At 70.0% G+C, this 24,142-nt stretch carries 16 protein-coding genes; 9 read left to right on the top strand and 7 right to left on the bottom strand.

Annotated features, from left to right (window positions below; translation table 11 throughout):
* Nucleotides 1-385 precede the first annotated feature (385 nt).
* A complete protein-coding gene (locus ACFVVM_RS20360) occupies nt 386-1,060 on the top strand; it encodes a class I SAM-dependent methyltransferase (protein WP_387620359.1) in 675 nt (224 codons plus the stop codon).
* 36 nt (nt 1,061-1,096) lie between these two features.
* On the opposite strand, the gene ACFVVM_RS20355 is transcribed toward ACFVVM_RS20360, so the two are convergent.
* A complete protein-coding gene (locus ACFVVM_RS20355) occupies nt 1,097-1,456 on the bottom strand; it encodes an MmcQ/YjbR family DNA-binding protein (protein WP_387620356.1) in 360 nt (119 codons plus the stop codon).
* An 89-nt stretch (nt 1,457-1,545) separates the two neighbouring features.
* Between ACFVVM_RS20355 and ACFVVM_RS20350 the strand changes: the two genes are divergently transcribed.
* The 6 genes from ACFVVM_RS20350 (at nt 1,546) to ACFVVM_RS20325 (ending at nt 10,059) form a co-directional block, all read left to right on the top strand.
* Nucleotides 1,546-2,145, top strand: coding sequence for a TetR/AcrR family transcriptional regulator (locus ACFVVM_RS20350; RefSeq protein ID WP_387620353.1), 600 nt, complete (start codon nt 1,546-1,548; stop codon nt 2,143-2,145).
* 34 nt (nt 2,146-2,179) lie between these two features.
* A complete protein-coding gene (locus ACFVVM_RS20345; protein WP_387620351.1) occupies nt 2,180-2,665 on the top strand; it encodes an Lrp/AsnC family transcriptional regulator in 486 nt (161 codons plus the stop codon).
* 192 nt (nt 2,666-2,857) lie between these two features.
* Nucleotides 2,858-6,325, top strand: coding sequence for an indolepyruvate ferredoxin oxidoreductase family protein (locus ACFVVM_RS20340; protein ID WP_387620348.1), 3,468 nt, complete (start codon nt 2,858-2,860; stop codon nt 6,323-6,325).
* 146 nt (nt 6,326-6,471) lie between these two features.
* Nucleotides 6,472-7,554 carry a Glu/Leu/Phe/Val dehydrogenase dimerization domain-containing protein gene (locus tag ACFVVM_RS20335; RefSeq protein WP_387620346.1) on the top strand — a complete coding sequence of 361 codons (1,083 nt, stop codon included), beginning with the start codon at nt 6,472-6,474 and terminating at the stop codon, nt 7,552-7,554.
* Entirely contained in the window at nt 7,551-9,044 is a 1,494-nt protein-coding gene (locus tag ACFVVM_RS20330) for an amino acid permease (RefSeq protein ID WP_387620343.1), read from the top strand. The genes ACFVVM_RS20335 and ACFVVM_RS20330 overlap by 4 nt, the downstream gene beginning before the upstream one ends.
* A gap of 163 nt (nt 9,045-9,207) precedes the next feature.
* On the top strand, nt 9,208-10,059 hold the full coding sequence (locus ACFVVM_RS20325) for a 3-hydroxybutyryl-CoA dehydrogenase (protein WP_387620340.1): 852 nt from the start codon (nt 9,208-9,210) through the stop codon (nt 10,057-10,059).
* Between the two features lie 36 nt (nt 10,060-10,095).
* On the opposite strand, the gene ACFVVM_RS20320 is transcribed toward ACFVVM_RS20325, so the two are convergent.
* The 3 genes from ACFVVM_RS20320 to ACFVVM_RS20310 form a co-directional block, all read right to left on the bottom strand.
* Entirely contained in the window at nt 10,096-10,752 is a 657-nt protein-coding gene (locus ACFVVM_RS20320; protein WP_387620337.1) for a hypothetical protein, read from the bottom strand.
* 126 nt (nt 10,753-10,878) lie between these two features.
* Nucleotides 10,879-11,607, bottom strand: a complete 729-nt coding sequence (locus ACFVVM_RS20315) for an IclR family transcriptional regulator (protein ID WP_387620909.1) — start codon at nt 11,605-11,607, stop codon at nt 10,879-10,881.
* Between the two features lie 2 nt (nt 11,608-11,609).
* Complete coding sequence (locus ACFVVM_RS20310; protein ID WP_387620335.1) at nt 11,610-13,112, bottom strand: APC family permease; 1,503 nt, start codon at nt 13,110-13,112, stop codon at nt 11,610-11,612.
* Between the two features lie 252 nt (nt 13,113-13,364).
* On the opposite strand from ACFVVM_RS20310, the gene ACFVVM_RS20305 reads away from it, so the two are divergent.
* Both ACFVVM_RS20305 and ACFVVM_RS20300 read left to right on the top strand, forming a co-directional pair.
* On the top strand, nt 13,365-14,933 hold the full coding sequence (locus tag ACFVVM_RS20305) for a flavin monoamine oxidase family protein (RefSeq protein ID WP_387620906.1): 1,569 nt from the start codon (nt 13,365-13,367) through the stop codon (nt 14,931-14,933).
* A 29-nt stretch (nt 14,934-14,962) separates the two neighbouring features.
* The gene (locus tag ACFVVM_RS20300) at nt 14,963-15,607 is read left to right on the top strand and encodes a Rid family hydrolase (RefSeq protein ID WP_387620332.1); all 645 of its coding nucleotides are present in this window, start codon (nt 14,963-14,965) and stop codon (nt 15,605-15,607) included.
* Nucleotides 15,608-15,614: 7 nt separating this feature from the next.
* On the opposite strand, the gene ACFVVM_RS20295 is transcribed toward ACFVVM_RS20300, so the two are convergent.
* The 3 genes from ACFVVM_RS20295 to ACFVVM_RS20285 all read right to left on the bottom strand — a co-directional run bounded on the left by ACFVVM_RS20295 (nt 15,615) and on the right by ACFVVM_RS20285 (nt 23,926).
* Nucleotides 15,615-21,776 carry an amino acid adenylation domain-containing protein gene (locus tag ACFVVM_RS20295; RefSeq protein ID WP_387620329.1) on the bottom strand — a complete coding sequence of 2,054 codons (6,162 nt, stop codon included), beginning with the start codon at nt 21,774-21,776 and terminating at the stop codon, nt 15,615-15,617.
* Nucleotides 21,777-22,157: 381 nt separating this feature from the next.
* Nucleotides 22,158-23,102 (bottom strand): lysophospholipid acyltransferase family protein, encoded by a 945-nt coding sequence (locus ACFVVM_RS20290; protein ID WP_387620326.1) that lies wholly within the window; start codon nt 23,100-23,102, stop codon nt 22,158-22,160.
* 5 nt (nt 23,103-23,107) lie between these two features.
* Complete coding sequence (locus ACFVVM_RS20285; protein ID WP_387620323.1) at nt 23,108-23,926, bottom strand: GNAT family N-acetyltransferase; 819 nt, start codon at nt 23,924-23,926, stop codon at nt 23,108-23,110.
* Nucleotides 23,927-24,142: the final 216 nt, after the last annotated feature.

Genomic DNA, 24,142 nt, shown 5'->3' with positions numbered 1-24,142 from the left:
GCGTGACGTACACCGCGGCGGTGTAGGGAGCATCGGTGTCGACGGTCCCCACCGCTTGGTAGTAGAGGGGATCGGAGCAGACTTCGGCGCCGTCGATCGTGACCCGCGTTCGCGCCTGATACCGATCGAAGGTGAAGGGCTGGCGCCGAACTCGCCCGCCCAGCGCGGTCAGCGTGTCGGCGAAGAGGTCGTTGGTGGCGCGGTCGACGTCTGTCCCGACGCGGTGATCGCCCATCCCGGCATACTTTTCGACGAAGGCGTACAGAGTCCGACCGTCTGCCCATGTGGGTGAGTTCGAATTCACCAGTCGACTCCCGCGGTAGTTTCGGAGGAGAAAGGGGGTCATCCATGGCCATCATCGCGGAGTCCGACGACAGGACCGGCATTGGCGCGCCATGATCCTGTCCGCGAGGCCGCGGCCCCGTACACACCAGCGTTTCTGACCGTCTATGACGCCTGGGTGATCCGGCTGAGCAACCGGTTCGCCTGGCAGTGCGACGCGACGGTCATGCTCGATCTCTACAACCGGCATCTCGGCCACCGGCACCTCGAGGTCGGCCCCGGAAGTGGCTGGTATCTCGCCAACTCGGCGGCGGGCGAGACGGCACAGATCACGTTGATGGATCTGAATCCGACTCCCCTGTCGTTCACCGCGCGCCGGCTGCGCAAGTCCGTGCACGATGTCGCGGCGGTCTGCGCGAGTGTCCTCGAACCGGTGCCTGCCGAAGCCGGGACCGGGTACGACTCGGTCGGGATCAACTTTGTCTTGCACTGTGTCCCTGGCGATTTCACCGACAAGGGGATCGCGTTTCGGCATCTCGCGGACGTGCTGTCCGACGACGGCGTGCTGTTCGGATCCACGATCCTCGGACGGGGGCGAGAGCCACGGACCCTTTTCGGTCGCGCACTCACGACCGTCTACCGCAGGGTGGGCGCGTTCAACAATCGCGACGACGATCGTGGGGAACTCGAGGACGCGCTGGGGGCGGCGTTCGCGGAACACACTGTCATCGAGGTCGGGGCCGTCACGCTGTTCACCGCGCGACGGCCCCGCCGCTGACCAACCGGGCTCAGTCGAGTACCGGGTCGGTCGGCCTCACCCTGGGCCGTGGGGATGGGCGAGGTCGTAGGCGCGGGAGAGTTTTTGGGGGACGACCATGCGCCAGGCGTCGACTACCAGTTCGCGTGCTTCGGGCGGGTCCAGGGTCGACAGGTCGGCTTTGACCCAGTTGAAGCGCATTTCCGAGGTTGATGGCAGGTGGAATTTGTGTGGTTCGCTCGCGACGAGTGCTGCCCGTTCTTCCTTGGGGAATGCGAAGCCCATGATGGTTTCGTCGAGGGAGAAGTCCACGTAGACGATCTGCCCGACGCGGAACCTCAGCGCGCCGCGCACATATACCGGGTAGGAGCGCTCCAATTCGGTGCCGAGCGCCCGAACGTCCTCGATCACCGCCATGGCTCGGTCCCTTCCTTTCCATCGAGTATCCCAGTCGACGGAGTTGTCAACCGAACCGTCTCGTCTCGATTGGCTGATAGGCTCCCGGTATGTCGAATGCCCAGAATCCGGCGGCCTCCCGGCGCAGCGAGCGGTCCCGGCAGGCCATCCTCGCCGCTACTCGTGAGCTGGTGTCCGAGGTCGGGTACGGGAAGGTGTCGATCGAGGCGATTGCGGCTCGGGCCGGGGTCGGTAAGCAGACGATCTATCGGTGGTGGCCGTCCAAAGGGGCGGTGATCTTCGATTCGTTCCTGGCGCTCAGTGAGGCCGCCGACGGGCAGGAGGTGGCGCTGCCCGACACCGGGGATCTCGAGGCGGATCTGAAGCTGGTCCTGCGGGCGACCGCGGCCGAGTTCGCCGATCCGGATTTCGAGCGTCCGATTCGCGCGCTCAACACCGAGATCATCACTGACACCGAGCTCGCCGCCCAATATCGGGAGAAGCTGGCGGCGCCGATGGACGAGATCAAGAAGGTCCGCCTGCGCTCCGGACAACAGGCGGGCCAGCTCGACCCGGATGCCGATCTCGACCTGGTCCTCGAATTCCTCTACGCACCCCTGTTCCAGCGCTGGCTCCTGCGGTCGGGACCGCTCACCGCCGACTACGCCGACACCCTTGTCGAGACCACCTTGCGGGCCTTCCGCCCCTGACCGGGCACGGTGGGCCCCCATGCCACAATGCGGCATGACCATCAAGTTCGACGCGCTGGACTCCGCGTTGCTGGCCGAGCTGGCCGACGACCCGCGCGTGCCGATCCTCGAGCTGGCCCAGCGCCTCGGCATCGCCCGCAACACGGTGCAGGCGCGGATGAAACGGCTCGAGTCCTCGGGAGCGGTGCGCGGCTATCCGCCCGATGTGGACCTGCAGGCGATCGGCTTCGCGGTGCACGCGTTCCTCGGCGTCGAGCTCGACCAGAACCGGATCGACCCGATCATCGAGACGCTGCGCGGGTTCCCGCACGTGCTCGAGGTGCACGCCACCACCGGCCGCGCCGACCTGCTGGTCCGCATCGCCGCGCGCTCGCAGCAGGATCTGCTCGAGATCATCCAGCGGGTGCACGCCATCGACGGCGTGAACCACACCGAGACGATGCTCGCCCTGGCCACCCCGATCGGCTACCGGAGCCTGCCGCTGGTCGATCACCTCACGAACCGATCGACCGATGTGTGACCCAGGTCTCTCACCTCGAGCAGACTGACACCTCCACGCCAGTGTCGTAGATCACTTTTGAGCAGACTGATCAACTTTTCGACCGACTGTTGACACAGATCACCCCGCCACGGCAGATTTCGCTGCACCGATAGCAAGTTCCTTCGTTGCGCAGCTCGTGATCCGGGTTGTGGGAAGTGTGGTGAGGCGTCCATGACCACCATCGTCTGTCCGTCCGCAGGACCGGAGGCCGAGGCGGCCGCACCCTACGATCTCGCCGATCGCTATCGCTCCGGCGCCGGACCGGTGCTGCTCACCGGCGTCCAGGCCATCGCCCGGCTGCTCGTGGAACAGCAGGTGCGCGATCTGCGCGGCGGACGCCGGGTGGCGACGTTCGTCTCCGGTTACCAGGGCAGTCCGCTCGGCGGGGTGGACAAGATGCTGCTCGGCATGCCGGAGGTCCGCGCCGAACACGACATCACCTTCGTCCCCGGGTTCAACGAGGAACTCGCCGCCACCGCGGTCTGGGGCAGCCAGGCCGACCTGCCCGCCGGAACGCCGACCCACGACGGCGTGGTCGGCATCTGGTACGGCAAGGGCCCCGGCGTGGACCGGGCGACCGACGCGATCCGGCACGCGAACATGTACGGGGTGAACCCGCGCGGCGGCGTGCTGCTGCTGGTGGGCGACGATCCGGCGTCGAAGTCGTCGACCGTGCCAGCGGTGAGCGAGCGCTCACTGGCCGCGATGGGTGTGCCGGTGCTGTTCCCGCGCAATGCCGAGGAGATCATCACCCTCGGGATGCAGGGCATCGCGTTGTCGCGGGCGTCGGGGTGCGTGGTGGCGCTGAAGATCGTCGCCGATGTCGCCGACGGGGCGTGGACGGTCGATGCCGATGTGGCGGACCTCGGGATCACGGTGCCCGAGATCCACTGGGAGGGAAGGCCGTTCGTCTACCGGCAGCGGCCGATGGCGGCGCCCTCGGACAGCGTGATCGCCGAGGCCGATCTGTACGGCCCCCGCTGGGAGATGGTGCACGCCTACTCGGCGGCCAACGCCCTGGATGTGATCGAGGTGGACCCGCCGACGGCGAAGCTCGGGATCGCTGCCACCGGAACCACTTTCGACGCCCTCCGCCAGGGTCTGCTGGATCTCGGCGTCGACGAGGCGGCCATGCACCGGGCCGGGATCCGGCTGCTGCGCATCGGCATGCCCTATCCCGTCGGCACGACCGCGATCACCGAATTCGCCCGTGGCCTCGACGATCTCGTCGTGGTCGAGGACAAGACCGCGTTCATCGAGACCCAGATCCGCGAGATCCTCTACGGCACCCCTGACGCCCCGCGCGTCCTCGGCAAACGCGACGAGCGTGGTGCCCGGCTGATGCCGGTCGACGGCGAACTCACCCCCGGTCGACTGCTGGCGCCACTGCGCCGCGTGCTGCGCGGCCGGGTGGAGCTGAAAAGGGCTGCGCCGCCCGCTCTTCCGCTGGAGGTCCTGTCCGCCAAACGGACCCCGTACTTCTGCAGCGGTTGCCCGCACAACCGCTCGACCGCGCTGCCCGAGGGCTCGATCGGCGGCGGCGGAATCGGCTGCCACACCCTGGTGACCCTGTCGGGACGCGCCGACAGCGCCGTCACCGGACTCACCCAGATGGGCGGTGAGGGCAGCCAGTGGATCGGGCAGGCGCCGTTCACCGACGTCCCGCATCTGTTCCAGAACATCGGCGACGGCACCTTCTTCCACTCCGGGCAGCTGGCGGTGCAGGCGTGTGTCGCGGCGGGGGTGAACATCACCTACAAGCTGCTCTACAACGAGGTCGTCGCGATGACCGGCGCCCAGGACGTGGAGGGCGTGCTCACCGTCGCCCAGCTGACCCACAAGCTCAGCACCGAGGGCGTCCGGCGGATCATCATCTGCGCCGACGAACCGCAGCGGCATCGCAAGCGCTCGCTGGCCAAGGGCACGCTGCTGTGGCACCGCGATCGGCTCGACGAGGCACAGCGGCTGCTGCGCGAGACCGAGGGCGTCACCGTGCTGATCTACGACCAGCACTGCGCCGCCGACGCGCGCAGGCAGCGCAAGCGCGGCACCCTGCCGGTCCGCAACACGCGGGTGGTGATCAACGAGGCGGTCTGCGAGGGCTGTGGCGACTGCGGCACCAAGTCGAACTGCCTGTCCGTGCAGCCGGTCGAGACGGAGTTCGGGCGCAAGACCCGCATCGATCAGACCTCCTGCAACACCGACTACAGCTGCCTCGACGGCGACTGCCCGTCGTTCGTCACGGTGGAGGTACCGGAACGAAAGACCGAGCGCCGCAAGGCCGCCGAACCACCCACGGTGGCCGATCCGGGGCTCGGCGCACCGCAGCGCACCCAGAACGTGCTGATCGCGGGCATCGGCGGCACCGGCATCGTGACGGTGAACCAGGTGCTGGCCACCGCCGCCCTGCGCGCCGGGTACGCGGTGGAGAGCCTGGACCAGATCGGCATGAGCCAGAAGGCCGGCCCGGTGGTCTCGCACCTGCGGTTCGCCACCACCGAACTGGAGCCGTCCAACCGGCTGACGCCGGGCAGCGCGGACTGCCTGCTCGCCGTCGACCTGCTCACCGCCACCGAATCCCGCTACCTCCAGTACGGCGATGCCGACCGGACCATCGCGGTGGCCTCGACGAGCCAGACCCCGACCGGCGACATGGTCTACGACAAGTCGGTCGACTATCCCGCCACCGAGGTCCTGCTGGATCGTCTTGCGGCGGTGTCGCATTCGGTCAACCACTTCGACGCACTCGCCGCGGCGCAGACCCTGTTCGGCAACACCGCCTCGGCCAACTTCCTGATCGTCGGCGCGGCCGTGCAGTCCGGTGGGCTGCGGCTGCCCGCCTCGGCGGTCGAGGAGGCGATCGAGATCAACGGTGTCGCGGTGGCCGCGACCATCGCGGCGTTCCGGTGGGGACGCGTCGCCGTCGCCGATCCGGGCACGTTCGCGGCGGCGGTCGACCAGGGGCAGCCGCAGCGGGCCACGCGAACGGTGCCCGCGGAGCTGCTGGCGCACACCGGTTTCGAGGGTGAGGTGCGGCGGGTGGTGGAACTGCGGGCCGCGAATCTGATCGACTATCAGAACCTCACGGTGGCGCGGCGTTACGTCGAGACCGTCGAGCGCGTCTGGTCGGCGGAGCGGAGCGTCACCGAGCGCACCGAGTTCAGCGAGGCGGTGGCGCGCGGGCTGTACAAGTTCACCGCCTACAAGGACGAGTACGAGGTGGCCCGCCTGCTGGTCGATCCCGCGTTCCTCGACGAGGTGGCGGCCCAGGTACCCGGCGGCGAGAAACTCACCTACAAGCTGCACCCGCCCGCGCTGCGCGCCATGGGCCGCCGCAAGAAGATCGGCCTCACTCCGAAATCCCATGTCGCGCTGAAGGTTCTCGCCAAGGGCAAGTTCCTGCGCGGCACCCGCCTGGACCCCTTCGGCTACGCGCACGTGCGCAAGGTCGAGCGGGAACTGCTGGCCGAGTACACCGCGATGGTGCGACGACTGGCGAGCGATCTGCACGTCGAGAACTACGACACCGCCACCGCGGCAGCGGCGCTGCCCGATGTGGTGCGCGGCTACGAGGACGTCAAGCTCGGCAATGTCGAGGTCTACCGGGCCGGACTCCGCGAGCTCGGCATCGAGAGCTGACCGCGCATCGGCGGCGGGATCACGCCGCCGATGCGCCACAGCACCACGACCTCGTGGTGCGCCGACAACGCCGCGAACCCGCGGCACCACAACACTGTCGCACCCACGGCACGACCGGGTGTGCGGCAATCGGAAAGGAATGGACAGTGACCGTTGTGCACACCGAGGCGGGAGTCTTCGGCCGATCGCACGAACTCAGCGCCCGCGCCCACGAGCAAGTGGTGTTCTGCGAGGACGACCGGTCCGGGCTGAAAGCGATCATCGCGATCCACTCGACCGCGCTCGGCCCAGCCCTCGGCGGGACCCGCTTCTACCCGTACGCCGACGAATCCGCGGCGCTACAGGATGTGCTGCGGCTGTCGTGGGGCATGACGTACAAGGCCGCGGCGGCAGGCGTCGATCTCGGTGGCGGCAAGGCCGTGATCATCGGTGATCCGGCCACCCAGAAGAGCGAGGACCTGCTCGCCGCCTACGCGCGCTTCGTGGAGACCCTCGGCGGGCGCTACATCACCGCCGGTGACGTGGGCACCGACACCGACGATCTGGATGTGATCGGCAGGCACACCCGCCATGTCACCGGCCGCAGTGTCGCCGCCGGTGGCAGTGGTGACAGCGCCCGTTTGACCGCGCTGGGCGTGTTCCACGCCATGCGCGCCGGAGCCGAATCCGTCTGGGGCGCACCGACACTGGCCGGTCGCACGGTCGGCGTCGAGGGTGTGGGCAAGGTCGGCCGGGAACTCACCGCGCTGCTGCTGGCCGACGGCGCCGAGGTCTGCGTCACCGACGTGAACGAGGCCGCCCTGCGCCGCATCGCCGACGAACAGCCCGCCGTGCGGCTGCTGTCCACGGTGTCCACCGCACCGGTCGACGTGTACGCACCGTGCGCGATGGGCGCCACGCTCACCGCGTCGAGCGTGGCCACCATCGAGGCCAAGCTGGTCTGCGGCGCGGCCAACAACCAGCTCGCCACCCCCGACGTGGAGCGGCAGCTCACCGAGCGGGGCATCACCTGGGTGCCCGATTTCGTCGCCAACGGCGGCGGGCTCATCCAGGTGGCGGGCGAACTGCGCGCCGCCGCCCCGGCCGAGATCGACGCCGAGGTGGCCGAGATCTACCCGCGCTGCCGCGAGATCATCGCCGCCGCCATCGCCGAGGGCATCGGCACCGGCGCCGCCGCCAACCGGTTCGCCGAACGCCGCCTCGACGCCATCCCCCGGGCGCACCGATGACGAGCACGAGCGGCTTGTTCCGCACGAAGTCCGTCGAGCAGTCGATCCGCGACACCGACGAACCGGGTTCCAAGCTCCGCAAGGATCTGACGGCCAAGGACCTGACCATCTTCGGCGTCGCGGTGGTGATCGGCGCGGGCATCTTCACCCTCACCGCGCGCACCGCGGGCTCGGTGGCCGGGCCCGCGGTCTCGCTCGCCTTCGTCTTCGCCGCGATCGCGTGCGGGCTGACGGCCCTGTGCTACGCGGAGTTCGCCTCGACCGTTCCGGTGGCGGGCAGCGCCTACACCTTCGCCTATGCCACCTTCGGTGAGTTCATCGCCTGGATCATCGGCTGGGACCTGATCCTGGAGTTCGCGCTCGCGGTCTCGGTGGTCGCCAAGGGCTGGTCGCAATATCTCGGCGACGTCCTCGGGTCGACGCCGGTCATGCATCTCGGCTCGGTGCGCTTCGACTGGGGCGCGGTGGTGATCATCGCGGTGGTCGGCGTGCTGCTGGCCACCGGGACCAAGCTGTCCTCGCGGGTGTCGGCCATCGCCGTGGCGATCAAGCTCGGCGTGATCGCGCTGGTGCTGGTGGTCGGCGCGACCTACTTCAAGCCCTCGAACCTGACGCCCTACATCCCGCCGTCGCAGCCGGCCGAGGACGGCGCCAGCGGCCTGCACCAGTCGCTGTTCTCCTTCCTGACCGGCGCGGGCAACACCAGCTTCGGCTGGTACGGCCTGCTCGCCGCGGCCAGCCTGGTGTTCTTCGCCTTCATCGGCTTCGACGTGGTCGCCACCACCGCCGAGGAGACGCGCAATCCGCAGCGCGACATCCCGCGCGGCATCCTGGGCTCGCTGGCCATCGTGACGGTGCTCTACATCGCGGTCTCGCTGATCCTCACCGGCATGGTGTCCTACACCGAGCTCGCCGACGGCAACGCCACCCTCGCGACAGCCTTCGCGATCCACGGCGACACCTGGGTGAAGAACATCATCGCGATCGGGGCGCTGGCCGGACTGTCGACGGTGGTGATGGTGATGTACCTGGGTCAGACCCGGGTGCTGTTCGCCATGGCCCGCGACGGTCTGCTGCCCCGGAGCCTGGCCAAGACCAGCAGCAAGGGCACGCCGGTCCGGTTGACGGTGTTCGTCGGCGTGGTCTGCGCGCTGCTGGCCGGGTTCGTCGACTTCGGCACGCTGGAGGAAATGGTCAACATCGGCACCCTGGTCGCGTTCGTCATGGTGGCGATCGGCGTGCTGGTGCTGCGCCGCACCCGGCCCGATCTGCCGCGCGGGTTCCGGGTTCCGTTCGTCCCGGTGGTCCCGATCCTCGGCGCGGCGGCCTGCCTGTGGCTGATGCTGAATCTGTCGATCGAGACCTGGTTGCGCTTCGTGATCTGGATGGCCCTCGGTGTCATCGTGTATTTCGCCTACGGGCGCGGGCACTCGGTCCTCGGGCGGGAGAAACCGCCCGCAGCCGAATCCGAGCTCACCCCGGCCCGATAGCCGAAACCGCTGGGCCGCCCCGCTTGTCGACCAGGACAGGGGCGGCCCGGTCGGTGCCGTCGAGTCCGCCGGAGAGCACTTCTCACAGCCTGTGGCACTGAGTGCCAGCCAGGGTGAAATAATCCCCTGGACAAGCAGGGCGATGCGATGGGAAGTGACTGCAGTGGAGTTGATCGGAGTGATCGGTGGCGGCACCATGGGTGCCGGTATCGCCGAGGTGTGTGCCAAGGCCGGCAGCTCGGTGCTGGTGCTCGAGACCAAGCCGGAGTTCGCCGAGGCCGCCCAGCAGCGGATCGCCGGGTCGATCGGCAAGGGCGTGGCCCGGGGCAAGATCAGCCAGGAGGAGGCCGACGCGGCCATCGCCCGCGTGCGGGTCACCCTCGACATCGACGAGTTCGCCGACCGTGACCTGGTGATCGAGGCCGCGCCGGAGATCGAGGCGATCAAGTACGAGATCTTCGGCAAGCTGGACAAGATCGTCAAGCCCGAAGGCATCCTCGCCACCAACACCTCCTCGATCCCGGTGATCAAGGTGGCCGGTGCCACCGAGCGGCCCGAGCGGGTCGTCGGCGTGCACTTCTTCAACCCGGTGCCGGTGATGCCGCTGGTCGAGATCATCTCGACCCTGGTGACCGCGCCGGAGGCGGCCGCGGCCGTCACCGACTACGCCAAGAACACCCTGGGCAAGCTGACCGTGCAGGCCGGTGACCGCTCCGGCTTCATCGTCAACGCCCTGCTCATCCCCTACCTGTGCTCGGCGATCCGGATGCTCGAGTCCGGCTACGCCACCGCCGAGGACATCGACGCGGCCATGAAGGGCGGCTGCGGCTACCCGATGGGCCCGCTCACCCTGCTCGACACCGTCGGCCTCGACATCGCCCTGGCGGCCTCGGAATCGCTGTACGCGGAATTCGCCGAGCCCCACCTCGCCCCGCCCGCGCTGCTGCGCCGGATGGTCGAGGCGGGCCGCCTGGGCCGCAAGTCCGGCCGCGGGTTCTACGACTACGCGAAGTGAGCACCACCCCGCGGGAGCCCGGCTCCCGCGGGGTACCTAGGTGACCGGCTGGGCCCGGCCGCAATTCGCGCAGAAGGCCATGCCCGCCTGGGATTCGTGGCCGCATTCGCAGCGCACGCGCAGGTCGAGGGCGGTGCCGCAGGTGGCGCAGAAGCGGCCGCCGGAGGTCGGTGCGGCGCAGGTCGGGCAGGTGACCCGGGCGGGGCTGCTCAGGTCGTGCTGGGCGGCGTAGTCCTGGCGCTGGGCGGCCTGCTGGATCTGCGAGCCCCTGGCGTCGGCCTGGGCGCGGGCGATCTGGTGGGCGACCTCCGGTGAGCAGCGGGTGCACTGGCCGACGTGGTCGTTCCAGCAGATCCGCGCGCACACCCACGAGCCGCAGCCCGCGCAGAGCCGGAAGTCCCCGCGCACCTGCTCGACGGCCGTCGCGAACGCCTTGTCCTTGGTGGCCGAGGCCGATCCGCCCCAGTTGTTGGAGTAGCTCTCCGCGGCGTTGGACGCCTTGTGCAGGCCGGGAACCCGATCGCCGAACAGGTTGCTCAGTACGCGCAGGGCACCGCGGCCCCTGGACAGGTAGTTCTGCTGGAACGCGGAGGTGTGGGCGGTGCTGCAGCGCTCGCAGCGGAAGGTCCACTGGAATCCGCTGTCGTTGGAGACGTCGGAGAAGGAACTGGTGAAGACGACCGGTGCGGCCATGGCGCGAACGAGTCCTTTACATCAGAGAACAACGGACGGCCGGCGAGCCCGAACCATCCTGTGCGAGTTCATATCGCACCGGCGGACCGCCGCGCAACGCGAAGCGCGCGCCACACCGTTGACACGTCACAGGCGCACCTGTCGCGCCGTGCCGGTGAGCAGCTCGACGAGCTCGGGATCGTCGACCATCAGGCGCCCGGTCCGCCCGATCGCGGCGAGCGCGCCCACCACGGCGCCGCCGGGCGCGCGGACCGCCACCGCCACCGCGCTGCGGCCGAGCCTGCACTCGTTCACCTCGGTCGCGACTGCGGCCCGGCCGACCCGGCGCAGCTCCGCGGCGAGTTCGTTCGGCGCGGTGATGGTGTAGGAGGTGACCCGGCGCAGTGGCGGGGTGAGTAGTTCCGGATGCCCCGCCACCAGCAGTTTGCCGATCGCGGAGGCGTGCGGGTGGCTGATCAGGGTCTGCTCGCCGCCGAGTTCGTGATCGGGGTCCTTGTCGACGATCCGGATGCGGTCCCCCGCGAAGGAGGCGAGGTGGATGCCGAACCGCAGCCGCTCGCGCAAGTCGCTCAGCGCTCGCCGGTGGTCGGGCTCGGATTCGGGTGCGGCGGCGGCGAGTTCGCGGGTGCGGCGGCCCAGCGCGAAACCCGAGAGGTCCTCGATCCGCACCAGATAGCCGTCGGCCACCAGCAGATTCAGCAGCCGGTAGGCGGTCGCGGGCGGGATGCCGGTCTGCGCGGCGATGCCCTTGGCGGTGGCGCCGGGACCGAGCCGCGCGACCGCCTCGAGCAGGGCCAGCGCCTTCTGCACCGCCCTCGGCTCGTGCCCGGTGGGCCCGTCGCGGCGGGTCGAGATGCTCACGACTCGCCGCGGCCGGTCCGATTCGCCCCGACCAGGGCGATCGCGCCGCGGGCGTTGACGGCGAACACCCCGGCGCCCGGCAGCACGTCGGCCGATTCCGGACTGTCGAAAACCCCGATGGCGGTGAGGCTTCGGGGCCTGGTACACCACAGGTAGCGGTACCAGACCGCACCCGTGACCAGCACGGCCAGCACGGTCGCCGGGGCGACCAGCACGCCGTGGCGCGCGTCGGACACGGTCAGGTAGCCGAGGACGGCTACGAGCGCGGCGGCACCGAGCAGACCCGCCGCGCGGTCGAGGTGGTTCAGCTCGTCGATCCGGGCGAGGAACAGCACCGCGGCGATCGCGACGAGCACGTAGGCCAGCGCGAGCGCGGTCCGGACGGCGGTCTTCACCGGGCCGGGCACACCGTCGAGCGCGACGAAGGTCAGCCCGGCGGCCGAGACGATCCCGATGATCGCCGTCAACGCCACGTGCGGGGTGCGCAGTCGCGGTCCGACGCGGGTGAACACCCGGGGCAGCACGCCTTCCACGCTCATCGAATAGACCAGCCGGGACGCGGCATTGGCCGAGGCCATCGACGAGCCGAGCCACGAACACGTCAGGCCCGCGTCGAGCAGGAGCACCACCACCAGGCTCGCGCCGCCCGCCGTCCCGTACAGGTAGGCGTTGACGACCGCGCCCGCGTGCCCGGACCAGGCGGCCCAGGACGCGAAGATGAACAGCGCCCCGCACAGCACCGGGGTGAGCAGCACGGTGCGGGTCACCGTCACCAGCGGACGGCGGGTCTCGGGCGCGAAGAAGGTGGCGCTCTCGAATCCGGCGAGCGCGAACAGCGCCAGCATCGCGACCGCCAGCACCGCGGGCACATTCGGCGCGACAGGGGTGACCGGCGCCGCCGGACCCGAGACCAGCATCAACCCCACGATGAACGCCAGCGAACACGCCTCGACGGCCAGAATCGCGATGGCCGCGAACCGCACCCCGCGTACCAGCACCGCGCCGATCAGCACGGCGATGCTCACATACACCGCCGCGATTCCCCAGCCGCGCACGGTGATTCCGAGCTGCGCGGCCAGCGCCAGCACCGTCTGGGCGCCGTGATACATGGTCAGTGAGGCGCTGCCGAGGTACTTCACCAGCATCCCGACACCGCAGGTGAGCGCCGCGCGTGGCCCGGCACCGTGGCTGACGAAGGTGTAGAGCCCGCCCGCCGCCGAGAGCCGCCGGGTGAACTGCGCGACGCAGTGCGCGATCAGGGTGACGACCAGGGTCGCCACGACGATCGTGATCACCCCGGGCAGCAGGGTCTCGTGGGTGAGCATGGTGACCGGCAGCAGCACCATCGAGGCCGCGGGCGCGGTGGTCGCCACCGACTGGCCGAGCACCGCCGTGCCGGAGAGCTGTTTGCGTCCCAGCGCACGCAACGGTGACACCGCGGGGCGCTCGGGTTCACCCGCTGCGAACGAGCGCGCGAGCGCGTCGGCCAGAGCAGTCACCACTCACCTCCGCCGAACCGTGCCCACTGTGCGGGCGACCCTATCCAGATCGGGTTTCGGCGATATTGCGGTCAGGAGTCCGTCGGCGCACGCCGAGCGAGAAAGCGCCGCGGCCGCTCTCACTCGTCGACCGGTGAACGTTTTCGCCGGTGTAGTCGAACCGACCCGCGCGCTGCGGAGACTTTCGCAGCAGCACATCGCGGATCGGACAGCGGACGGAGTCACCCCATGGCAGTCACCAGAAGATCGTTCATGCAGAGCCTCGGGGTCACCGGCGGCGCCGGACTCGCCTACGGCGCGCTGTCGACGCTCGGCCTGGCCCCGGCGAGCGCGCAGGTCTCCTACCGCTCCCCCGCCATGGGCGATCTCATCGGCAAGGCCGGGTCGGGTGCCTCGGTGGCGATCCTCGGCGGCGGTCCGGCCGGGCTGTGCGCGGCCTACGAACTGGGCAAGGCGGGCTACGACGTCACGGTGCTCGAGGCGCGGAGCCGACCGGGCGGGCGGGTGTGGTCGGTGCGCAACGGCACCACCGAGACCGACCTGAACGGCGAGACCCAGACCTGCACCTTCGCCGAGGGCCACTACTTCAATCTGGGTGCGACGCGCATCCCGCAGAGCCACATCACCCTCGACTACTGTCTCGAGCTCGGCGTGGAGATCCAGCCGTTCGGCAATCAGAACGCCAACGCGCTGGTGAACTACCAGAGTTCGACGCCGATCTCCGGCCAGTCGGTGCAGTACCGGACGGCGAAAGCCGATGTGTACGGGTACATGTCGGAGCTGTTGCAGAAGGCGGCCTCGCGCGGCGCGCTCGACGACGTGCTCTCGGTCGACGACAAGGAAGCGCTCTCGTCGTTCCTGAGCGATTTCGGCGACCTCTCCAGCGACGGCCGCTACCTCGGCTCCACGCGGCGCGGCTACGACTCCGAACCCGGGGGCGGGCTGAACTTCGGTGACCAGCGCGAACCCTTCGGCATGTCCGAGACCATCCGCAGCGGGCTCGGCCGCAACTTCAGCTTCGACTTCGGCTACGACCAGGCCATGATGATGATGACCCCGGTCGGCGGCATGGACCGGATCTACACCGCGTTCCAGCGCGCGATCGGCAGCGAGCGGATCCGGTTCGGCGCCGAGGTCGCGGCGATGCGCAACACCCCGGAGGGCGTGCGGGTCGACTACATCCAGGACGGTGCGCGCAAGTCGCTCGACGCCGACTACTGCATCTGCACCCTGCCGCCCAATCTCGTCGGCCGCCTGGCCAACAACCTGCCCGCCGACGTGCTGACGGCGTTGAAGGCGGCGATCCCGATCTCCTCGGGCAAGCTCGGCATCGAGTACACCCGCCGGTGGTGGGAGCTCGACGACCGCATCTACGGCGGCGCGAGCAACACCGACAAAGACATCGCCCAGATCATGTTCCCCTACGACCACTACAACGGCGAGCGTGGCGTGGTGGTCGGCTACTACAACACCGGCAAACGTCATCAGGCGTTCGAATCCCTCACGCACCGGCAACGATTGGCGAAGGCGATCGACGAGGGCGCGGCGCTGCACGGCGAGAACTACCGGCGCGACATCGCCTCGGCGTTCTCCGGCAGCTGGCGGCGCACCAAGTACTCCGAGGGCGCGTGGGTCGGCTGGTCCGGCAGCGATTCCCACGGCGGGGAGGCCACCGCCGAGTACACGAAGCTGCTCGAGCCGGTCGAACGGATCTATTTCGCCGGTGACCACCTGTCCAACGCGATCGCCTGGCAGCACGGCGCCTTCACCTCGGCCCGCGATGTGGTGACCGCCCTGCACTCGCGCGTCGCCGCGAGCTGAAACACCAACCCCGACAAGGAGTACCGATCATGAAGCGAACGATCAGTCTGGCCGCGGCGGCCCTCGCAGCCCTGGCGCTGACCGCCTGCACCTCCGACACCGAGGCCGCCGCGCCCGATGCCGCCCCCAGCACCTCGATTCTCGAAGCGGGACAGGCCAATCCGATGATCGCCCAGGGCGTGGTGATCGCCACCGGCGTCGCGATCTACAAGTCCAGCGGTCTCGGCCCCGCCGCGGCGAACAAGGCCGCACCCGCGGGCAGCCCCGAATCCTTCATCGACACCACCCAGTTCCCCGACGCGAAGCTGAGCCCGGGCGTCACGATCACCGAGGCACAGGGCATGGCGGCCCTGGCCGCGATCAAGGAGAACCTGGAAGCCCAGGGCCTGACCCTCGACGACGTGATCACCATGCGCGTCTTCCTCGACAACGCCCCCGGTACCGACCGCGCCGACTACGCGGGCTGGAACCGTGCCTACCGCCAGTACTTCGCCAACACCAACCTCGACACCGGCGACACCGAACTGGTCCCCCTCGGCACCGCCGCCCCCGCCGCTCCCCTCGTCCGCAATCCGGCCCGCCCGAGCCGCTTCGCCCTCGAGGTCGCCAGCCTCCCGGTCCCGGGCTGGCTGGTCGAAATCGAGGTCGACGCGGTCTATCCGGCGGGCGAGTGATCCCGGCTCACGCCGAGGCGAACTGGTCGGGGGCGGGGAAGAAGCCGACCTCGATGTAGTGGTCGAAGTAGCGGCTGATCGCGGCGGCGTCGACGGCGGGGAAATCGATGGGCAGGCCGCGGAACACCTCGACCGGAGCGCCCTCCACCGAGCTCAGGACGGTGGCCGGATTCGCCTTGGCGATGGCGGCGGCGTAGTTGCCGCTCAGGGCGGCGGCCCTGGCCAGGATCGGATCGGCGTCGGGACGTTCGGCCGCGGCGTTCAGCGTCCGGCCGAACTCCACCGGGTCGATGAACTCGAATCGGTAACCGCGGCGCAAGATTTCCTCGTACACGACCTGCAGTGCCACATGGGAACCCGAGGCGCGGTAGATGGCGCCGAGCGAGGCCGGGTCGCGGGACTGGCGCACGATGCCGGCGGCGACATGGTCGACCGGCGCCATCTCGATGCCGATCGCGCGCACGTCGACCGCGACGCCGAGCACGAGCATGGCGCGCAGCATCGTCCACCAGGCGTCCTCGGCGGGCGCGGTGCCGGTGCGCGAGTCGCCGGTGATCAGGCCGGGACGGTAGACGGCGATGGGGATGCCCCGGTCGATCGCGGTGTGCACCAGCTGTTCGGCGACCCACTTGGTCATCGCGTAGCCGGGCAGCCCGCCGGGGACACCGTTGTCCTGCGGGACACCGGCGAGCACCGACAGCGTGGAGACGTAGTGGATCGGCTTGATCCGCGTGGTGGTGGCCAGCCGCAGCACCTCGACGGTGCCCTCCACATTAGCCGCGCGCATCCGCGCGTACGGCTCGAGATGGTTGACCAGCGCGCCGTTGTGGTAGATCGCGTCGATGCCCGCGGCCAGTTCGGCCAGGCGCGACGGGTCGATGCCGAGGCCGGGCTGGGCGAGATCGCCTGGCACACCGACGATTCGGTCGAGGTGCGGGGTCACATCGATGCCGAGTTTCGCGGCGGTGGCGACGACGCGGTCCACCGCGGCCCGGTCGTCGGTGGCGCGGACCAGGCAGTGGATGGTGGCCTCGGTCTGGTCGAGCAGTTCGCGCAGCAGGAAGCTGCCGAGGAAGCCGGTGGCGCCGGTGAGCAGGATCGTCGCCGGTGCGCCGGTGCGCCGCGGCGCGCACCCGGCCGGGTCGATCGCGGGGTCGAGCACCGTGTCGGCGGCGGGATCGGGGCCGGTGGCCGAGGCCGAGGACTCGTCACGCACCGCCAGTGCCAGATCGCTGACCAGTGGATAGCTGAACAGCATGCGCAACGGCACCTCCACGCCCAGCCCTTCCGACAGCCCGGCGCGAACCCGGATCGCCGAGAGCGAGGTGCCGCCGAGAACGAAGAAATCGTCGTCGCGGCCGACCCGATCGAGTTCGAGCACCCGCGCGATCACCTCCGCAACGATCCGCTCGTCGTCGGTGACCGGGGCCTGGTATTCGCGAACCTCCACCGCGGGCGCGGGCAGTGCCTTGCGGTCGAGCTTGCCGGTGGCGCCGAGCGGGAATTCGTCGAGCACCAGCAGCCGGTGCGGGATCATGTACGGCGGCAACAGCATTCGGATCGACGTCAGCACCTCGGCGACATCGATCGCGCGACCGGTCGCCGGGATCACGTACCCGACGAGCTGCTCGTGACGCACCGCGACCGCCGCACCCGCGACCGCCGCATGGGTGCGCAAGGCGGCCTCGATCTCGCCGGGTTCGATCCGCAGCCCGTGCAGTTTGAGCTGCACGTCGGTGCGGCCCAGGTAGGTCAGATCGCCGGTCGCGAGCCTGCGGACCAGATCGCCGGTGCGGTACATGCGCTCCCCGACCGGCCCGTACGGGTCGGCGACGAACCGCTCCGCCGTGCGATCGGGGCTGCCCAGATAGCCGCGCGCCAGCTGCGCACCCGCCAAGTAGAGCTCACCGGGTGTGCCGACGGGTACCGGTCGCAGTCGCGCGTCGAGGACATAGGCCCGGGAGTTCCAGTGCGGGTGGCCGATCGGCACGGTCCCGTCGCCGATCTCGGTCACATCGGCGGCGGTGATGGACACGGCGGCCTCGGTCGGGCCGTACATGTTGTGCAGGCGGCCGGTGGTCGCGGCGGCGAAGCGGGCGATCGTGGCGTTGGGCAGCGCCTCACCACCGACCCACACCGCGCGGATCGATCCCAGGGAGCCCGCGGGGGCGGCCTCGAGCAGCATCTGCAGCACCGACGGCACGATGGTGGTGCCGGTGACCCGGTGCCGGGCGATCAGCTCGGACAGGTAGGCCGGATCGGTGAGCCCGTGCGAGGCCGCCACGATCATGTGCGCGCCCGCGCGCAGCGGGGTGGCGAAACCGATCATCGACGCGTCGAAGGTGAACGGGATCGACTGCAGCACAGTGTCATCGGCGTCCACCGCGTACTCGCCGACCATGAACGCCGCCTGGTTGACGATCGCCGAGTGCGGCACCCCGACACCCTTGGGCTTGCCGGTGGACCCGGAGGTGAAGATGACATAGGCCAGATCCAGGGTGCGCAGCGGCCGCGACCGGTCGGCGTCGGTGAGCCAGCGGTCCGAGAAGGCCGACAGCGCACCGGAATTCGCGACCAGGTCCACCGAGACGACCGGCAGGCCGTCGACCTCGATCGCATCGGCGGTGGTCGTCAGCACGCAGACCGGGCGCGCGGCGGCGAGGATGTCGGCGCGGCGTTCGGCGGGTGAGTCCGGATCGATCGGCACGTAGGCACCACCGGCGGCGAAGACCGCGTACATGGCGACGACCAGCTCGATCGACGGCCGGATCGCCACCCCGACCGTGCCGCCGGGGCCGACCCCGGTCGCGACGAGCAGCCGGGCCAGCCGGTTGACCCGGCTCGCCAGCTCCCCGTAGCTCAGGGTGAGGTCGCCGAAGGTGACGGCGGGCGCGTCCGGCCGCAGCTGCACCTGCGCTCGGAACGCGTCGAGCAAGGTCGGGTCGGGTACGAGCCGGACCTCACCGGCGGGCTCGATCCGCTCGGCCTCGGTCAGCAGGGGCAGGTCGCCGACCGGCCGCTCCGGTGCGGCGACCGCCGCCGCCAGCAGCACGGTCAGCCGTCGGCCGAGGCTCGCCATGGTCGACTCGTCGAACAGGTCGGTGGCATAGCGCCAGGAGCAGCGCAGGCCCGCCGGGCCGTCGGCGTCCTCGTGCGGGACGACGGTCAGCTGCAGGTCGACCGGCGAGACCTCCTCGCCGAGATCGACGGCCGCGACCACCAGATCGGGCAGTTCCAGCCGCGCGCCGCCGAAGTTCTGGAACGACAGCGCCACCTGGTAGAGCGGATGATGCGCTTGGGAGCGCGGCGGATCCAGTTCGGCGACAAGGCGTTCGAACGGCACGTCGGCGTGGGCGAAGGCGGCCAGATCGGCCTCGCGGACCCGATCCAGCAGCGCGGCGAAGGGTTCGGCCGCGTCGATGCGGGTGCGCAGCACGACGGTGTTGACGAACATGCCGACCAGCTCGTCGAGTTCGGGCTCACCACGGCCGGCGACCGGGGCGCCGACGGTGACGTCATCGGTCCCGGCGACCCGGGCCAGCAGCACCGACAGCGCGGCCCGCACCACCATGAACAGCGACGCATTGTGTTCGCGCGCAAGGGCTTCCAGCTCGCGATGCAGCGCGCCGTCCAGTTCGAAGTCGTGCGCGGCGCCGCGACTGCCCGCGACCGGTGGGCGTGGCCGGTCGGTGGGCAGTTCGAGCAGGGCCGGGGTGCCCGCGAGCGCGGTGCGCCAGAAGCCGAGCTGCTGGGACAGCAGCGACTCGGGATCGTCGGCGGCGCCGAGCAGCTCCTGCTGCCACAGGGTGTAGTCGGCGTACTGCACCGGCAGCGGTGCCCACCCCGGTGCCCGGCCCTGGACGCGGGCCACATACGCGGTCATCAGATCGCGGGTCAGCGGGCCGAGCGAGAAGCCGTCGGTGGCGATGTGGTGCACCACCACGGCCAGCACGTGCTCGGTGCGCGAGATCTCGAAGACCGCCGCGCGCACGGGAACTCGCGTGCACACGTCGAATCCGCCGAAGGTCAGCCGGGCCAGCGCGTCGCGCAGGCCCGCCTCGCCGGTCGGCACCACCGCCACGTCGAGACCGGCCTCGGCCGTCGACAGGACCCGCTGGTATCCCGCGCCGCCGTGCTCGGGGTAGACCGTGCGCAGGACCTCGTGCCGTTCGAGGACGTCGTCGAGCGCGGCGGTCAGCGCGGCGGTGTCGAGCGGACCGGACAGGCGAAGGGCCACCGGGATGTTGTAGGTGCTCGCGTGCGGGTCGAGGCGTGCCATGAACCACATGCGCTGCTGGGCGAGCGAGAGCGGCACCCGCTCCCCGCGCTCGCGCCGGGTCAGCGGGACGCGCACCGTCGCGTCGTCGACCAGGGCGTCGAGTGCGGCGGCCAGGTCGGCGACCGTGCCGTGTTCGAAGACGGTGCGGGCGGGCACCCGCACTCCGGTCACCGCGCCGAGGCGACCGGCCAGCCGCGTGGCGAGCAGCGAGTTGCCGCCGAGGGCGAAGAAGTCGTCGGCGCGGCCGAGTTCGTCGGCGCCGAGGAGATCGGCGAAGACCGCGGCGACGGCCCGCTCGGTGTCGGTGCGCGGCGCCTCGAAGGCGCGGGCGGTGAGCTCGGGCTCGGGCAGCGCCCGGTGGTCGAGCTTGCCGACCGGGGTCAGCGGCAGCCGTTCGATGGGCACGATCGCGGCGGGCACCGCGTGCTGGGGCAGTCGCTGCTCGGCGAGCCGGGTCAGCGCGGCCGGGTCGATCGTGGCGCCCGGGGCGGGCACCACATAGGCGACGAGCGCGTCCACGCCGCTGGGCAGCGTACGCACGACAGTGGCGGCAGTGCGCACGGAGTCGTCGGTCGCGAGGACCGAGTCGATCTCGCCCAGTTCGATGCGGAAACCACGCAGCTTCACCTGGGAATCGGTGCGGCCGAGGAAGGCCAGCTGCGGGCCACTACCCGGGATGTTCTCCCATTTCACCAGGTCACCGGTGCGATAGAGCCTGCCGCCGGTGACCGGATCGGCGACGAACCTGGCCGCGGTCAGACTCGCCCTGGCGTGATATCCCCTGGCCAGCCCGGGCCCGGACAGGTACAGCTCGCCGGGGACACGGTCGGGAACCGGGTGCAGCCTGGCGTCGAGGACCAGCGCGGTCATGCCGGGGATCGGGCCGCCGATGGTGATGGGGTCGTCCGGCGTGAGCGGATCGCTCATCAGCACCACGGCGGTGGTCTCGGTGGGGCCGTAGACATTGAAGAACTGGCGACCGGGCGACCAGGCGGCGATCAGCTCCGGCGGAACGGCCTCGCCACCGACCGCGAGCGCGGCCAGGTCCGGCAGTCCCGCGGGATCGACACCGGCCAGCGCGGCGGGGGTGATGAAGGCGTGGGTCACCCGTTCGGTCCGCAGCAGCTCGGTCAGCTCGTCGCCGCCGTAGACGTCGGTCGGCGCGATCACCATCGTCGAACTCGCGCCGATCGCCAGCAGCAGTTCCAGGATGCTGGCGTCGAAACTGGGCGAGGCGAAGTGCAGGGTGCGCGAGGCCCCGGTGATGCCGAAGCGGCGGACCTGTTCGGCGCACAGTCCGGCCAGGCCGGTGTGCGTGACGGCGACACCCTTGGGGACACCGGTCGAGCCGGAGGTGTAGACGACGTAGGCCAGATCGTCGGCGAAGAGCCTGCGGGTGCGTTCGGCCGCGCTCACCGGCGTGTTCGACGCGTGCGAGAGCTCCTCGGTGAACTCGGCGGAATCCAGTGCCAGCCAACGGAATCCGGCATCGAGCCGAGCGATGTCGGCGCCGAGGGCCAGACCGAGGCCCGCGCCGGAGTCGGCGAGCATGTGCGCGACGCGTTCGGCCGGGTAGCGCGGGTCGACCGAGACGAACGCCGCGCCGGTCTTGGCCACCGCCCACATCCCGACGATCGCCTCGATCGACCTGGTCAGGCCGAGCACCACCCGGTCACCGGGGCCGGTACCGCGCTCGATCAGGACCCTGGCGAGCTGGGACGAGCGTTGATCGAGTTCGACGTAGGTCAGGCTCTGTCCGGCGGAGCGCAGCGCGATCGCGTCGGGCGCGCGTTCGACGGCGGCCATCAGCAGGCGCGGCAGGGTCGGTGTCGCCGCCCGGCGGGCACGGCGCAGGACGGGTCGTCGAACGCCAGGAGCTTGCTCGGTCACCGTTAACGCTTCCCTTCACCATGGATCACCCGGGCGATCGCACTGTTCGAACGTTCGCCTGGACTCTCGGCTACACGGGGTATCGGAAAAATCCTGCGTGACGGTACCGCAAATATCTCATCAATTTCGGCGCCACGGCAATCAGTATGTTTCGCTTCCTTTCGGTTTGGGTATAGCCGACTGCCCAGTCTGTTGCGCACGTCATACGCAGGTCATATGCATGGCGAACGACCTTCACGCGGGTGCTGCCTTTTCACATTCCTCCGAGTCGGCGCCCCGGGCAACCGCCTCCAGCATCACGCCCGGTCCAGCCTCCACAGACGCGAACACCGGAGGCCGCGAGGCGGCTCTCCGGTGTTCTATGAAGCGAGGCGGCGATGGTTACCGAACGGTAGCCGTGATCGATCGCGTACTCTGCGCGCTCGGATCCTGCACGCGAGTGTTGCCCGCGGCGATCCACTCGGCGTCGAGTACACCGTGCCGCGAGTGGTCGGCACCGCGGATCGCGGTCTCGCAGCGCCGGGCGAGATCGCGCCGGTCCAGGCCGGGCCGCTCGAGCGGCTCGAGCACGATCTCCACCACCATCCCCCTGCTGCGCAGCACCCGCTTCGCCGAATCGGCGAAGGCGTCGGCGCCGACGAAGCCGGGGACCGTGCACGGTGCGCCGTGCCGGTCGAGATAGCGCAGCCGGACCGGCTGCACCGGGGTGGTGGTGTCGATCGCGGCCTGGAACATGGCGGGCCGCAGCGACCCGTAGGCGCGCCCGCACCAGGTGGTGCCCTCCGGGAAGACCGCGATCCGATTGCCCTCGGCCAACCGTCGCGCGACCTGATCGACCACGCCCGGCAGGGCGCGCAGATGCGCGCGCTCGATCGGGATCACGCGGGTGAGCTGGGCGAGCTTGCCCAGCACCGGCCACTCGACCATGTCGGCGCGGGCCACGAAACTCACCGGCTGCACCGCGGCCAGTGCGACGATGTCGGTCCAGCCGATGTGCCCCGCCACCACCATGACCGCGGTCCCCGAATCGGCGAAACCGTCCGTCGAGGCGCCTCGCTCGGGTGCGCGGCGGTCGACGATGCGCAACCGCATCCCCAGGCAGCCGAGCGCGGCACGGGCGTAGCGGCGCTGCAGGTTCTCGCGCCGCGACTTCGGGGTGGCGACGGTCAGCACCGGGAAACTCAGGACCAGGCCGAGGACGCCCGCCAGCCGGGCGAGCATCGTCGCGGTGCCGACCTGATCGATCGGCTCGATGCACCCGGCCCCACAGGGGCTCGACGGCATCCACGAATGGGTGGCGGTGGCGGGCGGCGCGTCGAACACCATGGTGATTACTTCCCGTCGAAGGTGGCGGCCGCGCTCTGCAGCCGCTCCAGGTAGCGGGTGTTGATGGTTTCCATACCGAGCAGGGCGACGAAATCGGCCACCGCGAACTCGGGGTCGTGCGCCGGTTCGCCGCAGATCTCGGCGCCCAGGCGCAGGTATCCGCGCAGCAGCGGCGGTAACTTGGGGCGGCTCGGCGGGGTCAGCTCGTCGAGCGAGAGACCGTCGACGACGACCGGGCGGTGCGGGTGCACCCGGCGCTCGGGGTCGCACGCGTGGCGGCCGAGCAGCATGTCACGCACGCCACGCACATTGACACCGGCGGGGTCTTCGGGGGTGTCTCGCATCGGGACCGACACGCAGCCCATCACCCAGTCGTAGCCGGTCAGCTGGATGTAGTGCAGAATTCCCGCCCACATCAGGGTGAGTACCGAGCCGTTGCGATGATCGGGCACCACGCACGCCCGGCCCATCTCGACGATCCGGTGGCCCTCGGGATCGAGCTGGGTGAGATCGAATTCGGTGGCGGTGTAGTACCCGCCCGCCGCGGCGACCTTGTCCGGCGGCAGCATCCGGTAGCAGCCGACGAACTGCTCGGTGAGTTCGTCACGGACCAGCAGGTGGTCGCAGTGGTCGTCGAACCGGTCGGCGTCGAGGCCGGTACCGTTGTCGGGCATCTGGAACCCGGGCTCGGAGGCGAAGACCTGGAAGCGCAACCGCTGAGCGGCTTCCCTGTGCTCGGCGTCGGAGGCGACGACCAACGAGTACCGAGACTTCCCCACCCCGGAGTCCGGCGCCGGAGTGGTCAACACGGACGAAATTGTCATACCGCTGATGAAGCCAGCCCGAATTGGCATCGGGGCGACGCGTCAGTGTCGTGTCGATGCCCGTTCGGTGAACGAGACACCCGTCACACCGGTCGTTCACCGAGCCGCTGCCCATCGTTCGCCCACCTGCGGGTTTCTGGCCGAACACCACCGATTTCGGTGCGAGATCCGATTCGGCGGCCCGCATTTCGCCGGTCCGGAAACGACGATCGGCCC

Origin of the sequence: Nocardia sp. NPDC058176, from assembly GCF_042883805.1 — a bacterium.
Lineage (GTDB): Bacteria > Actinomycetota > Actinomycetes > Mycobacteriales > Mycobacteriaceae > Nocardia.
Note: the sequence above shows the minus strand (reverse complement) of the source record. Positions and strands in the feature narration are given on the sequence as shown.

Excerpts from the sequence above, each read along its gene's own strand:
- ACFVVM_RS20345 (WP_387620351.1), top strand. The coding sequence starts at position 2,180 with ATGACCATCAAGTTCGACGCGCTGGACTCCGCGTTGCTGGCCGAGCTG.
- ACFVVM_RS20300 (WP_387620332.1), top strand. The coding sequence starts at position 14,963 with ATGAAGCGAACGATCAGTCTGGCCGCGGCGGCCCTCGCAGCCCTGGCG.
- ACFVVM_RS20320 (WP_387620337.1), bottom strand. The coding sequence starts at position 10,752 with ATGGCCGCACCGGTCGTCTTCACCAGTTCCTTCTCCGACGTCTCCAAC.
- ACFVVM_RS20355 (WP_387620356.1), bottom strand. The coding sequence starts at position 1,456 with ATGGCGGTGATCGAGGACGTTCGGGCGCTCGGCACCGAATTGGAGCGC.
- ACFVVM_RS20330 (WP_387620343.1), top strand. The coding sequence starts at position 7,551 with ATGACGAGCACGAGCGGCTTGTTCCGCACGAAGTCCGTCGAGCAGTCG.
- ACFVVM_RS20305 (WP_387620906.1), top strand. The coding sequence starts at position 13,365 with ATGCAGAGCCTCGGGGTCACCGGCGGCGCCGGACTCGCCTACGGCGCG.
- ACFVVM_RS20290 (WP_387620326.1), bottom strand. The coding sequence starts at position 23,102 with ATGGTGTTCGACGCGCCGCCCGCCACCGCCACCCATTCGTGGATGCCG.
- ACFVVM_RS20340 (WP_387620348.1), top strand. The coding sequence starts at position 2,858 with ATGACCACCATCGTCTGTCCGTCCGCAGGACCGGAGGCCGAGGCGGCC.
- ACFVVM_RS20350 (WP_387620353.1), top strand. The coding sequence starts at position 1,546 with ATGTCGAATGCCCAGAATCCGGCGGCCTCCCGGCGCAGCGAGCGGTCC.
- ACFVVM_RS20285 (WP_387620323.1), bottom strand. The coding sequence starts at position 23,926 with ATGACAATTTCGTCCGTGTTGACCACTCCGGCGCCGGACTCCGGGGTG.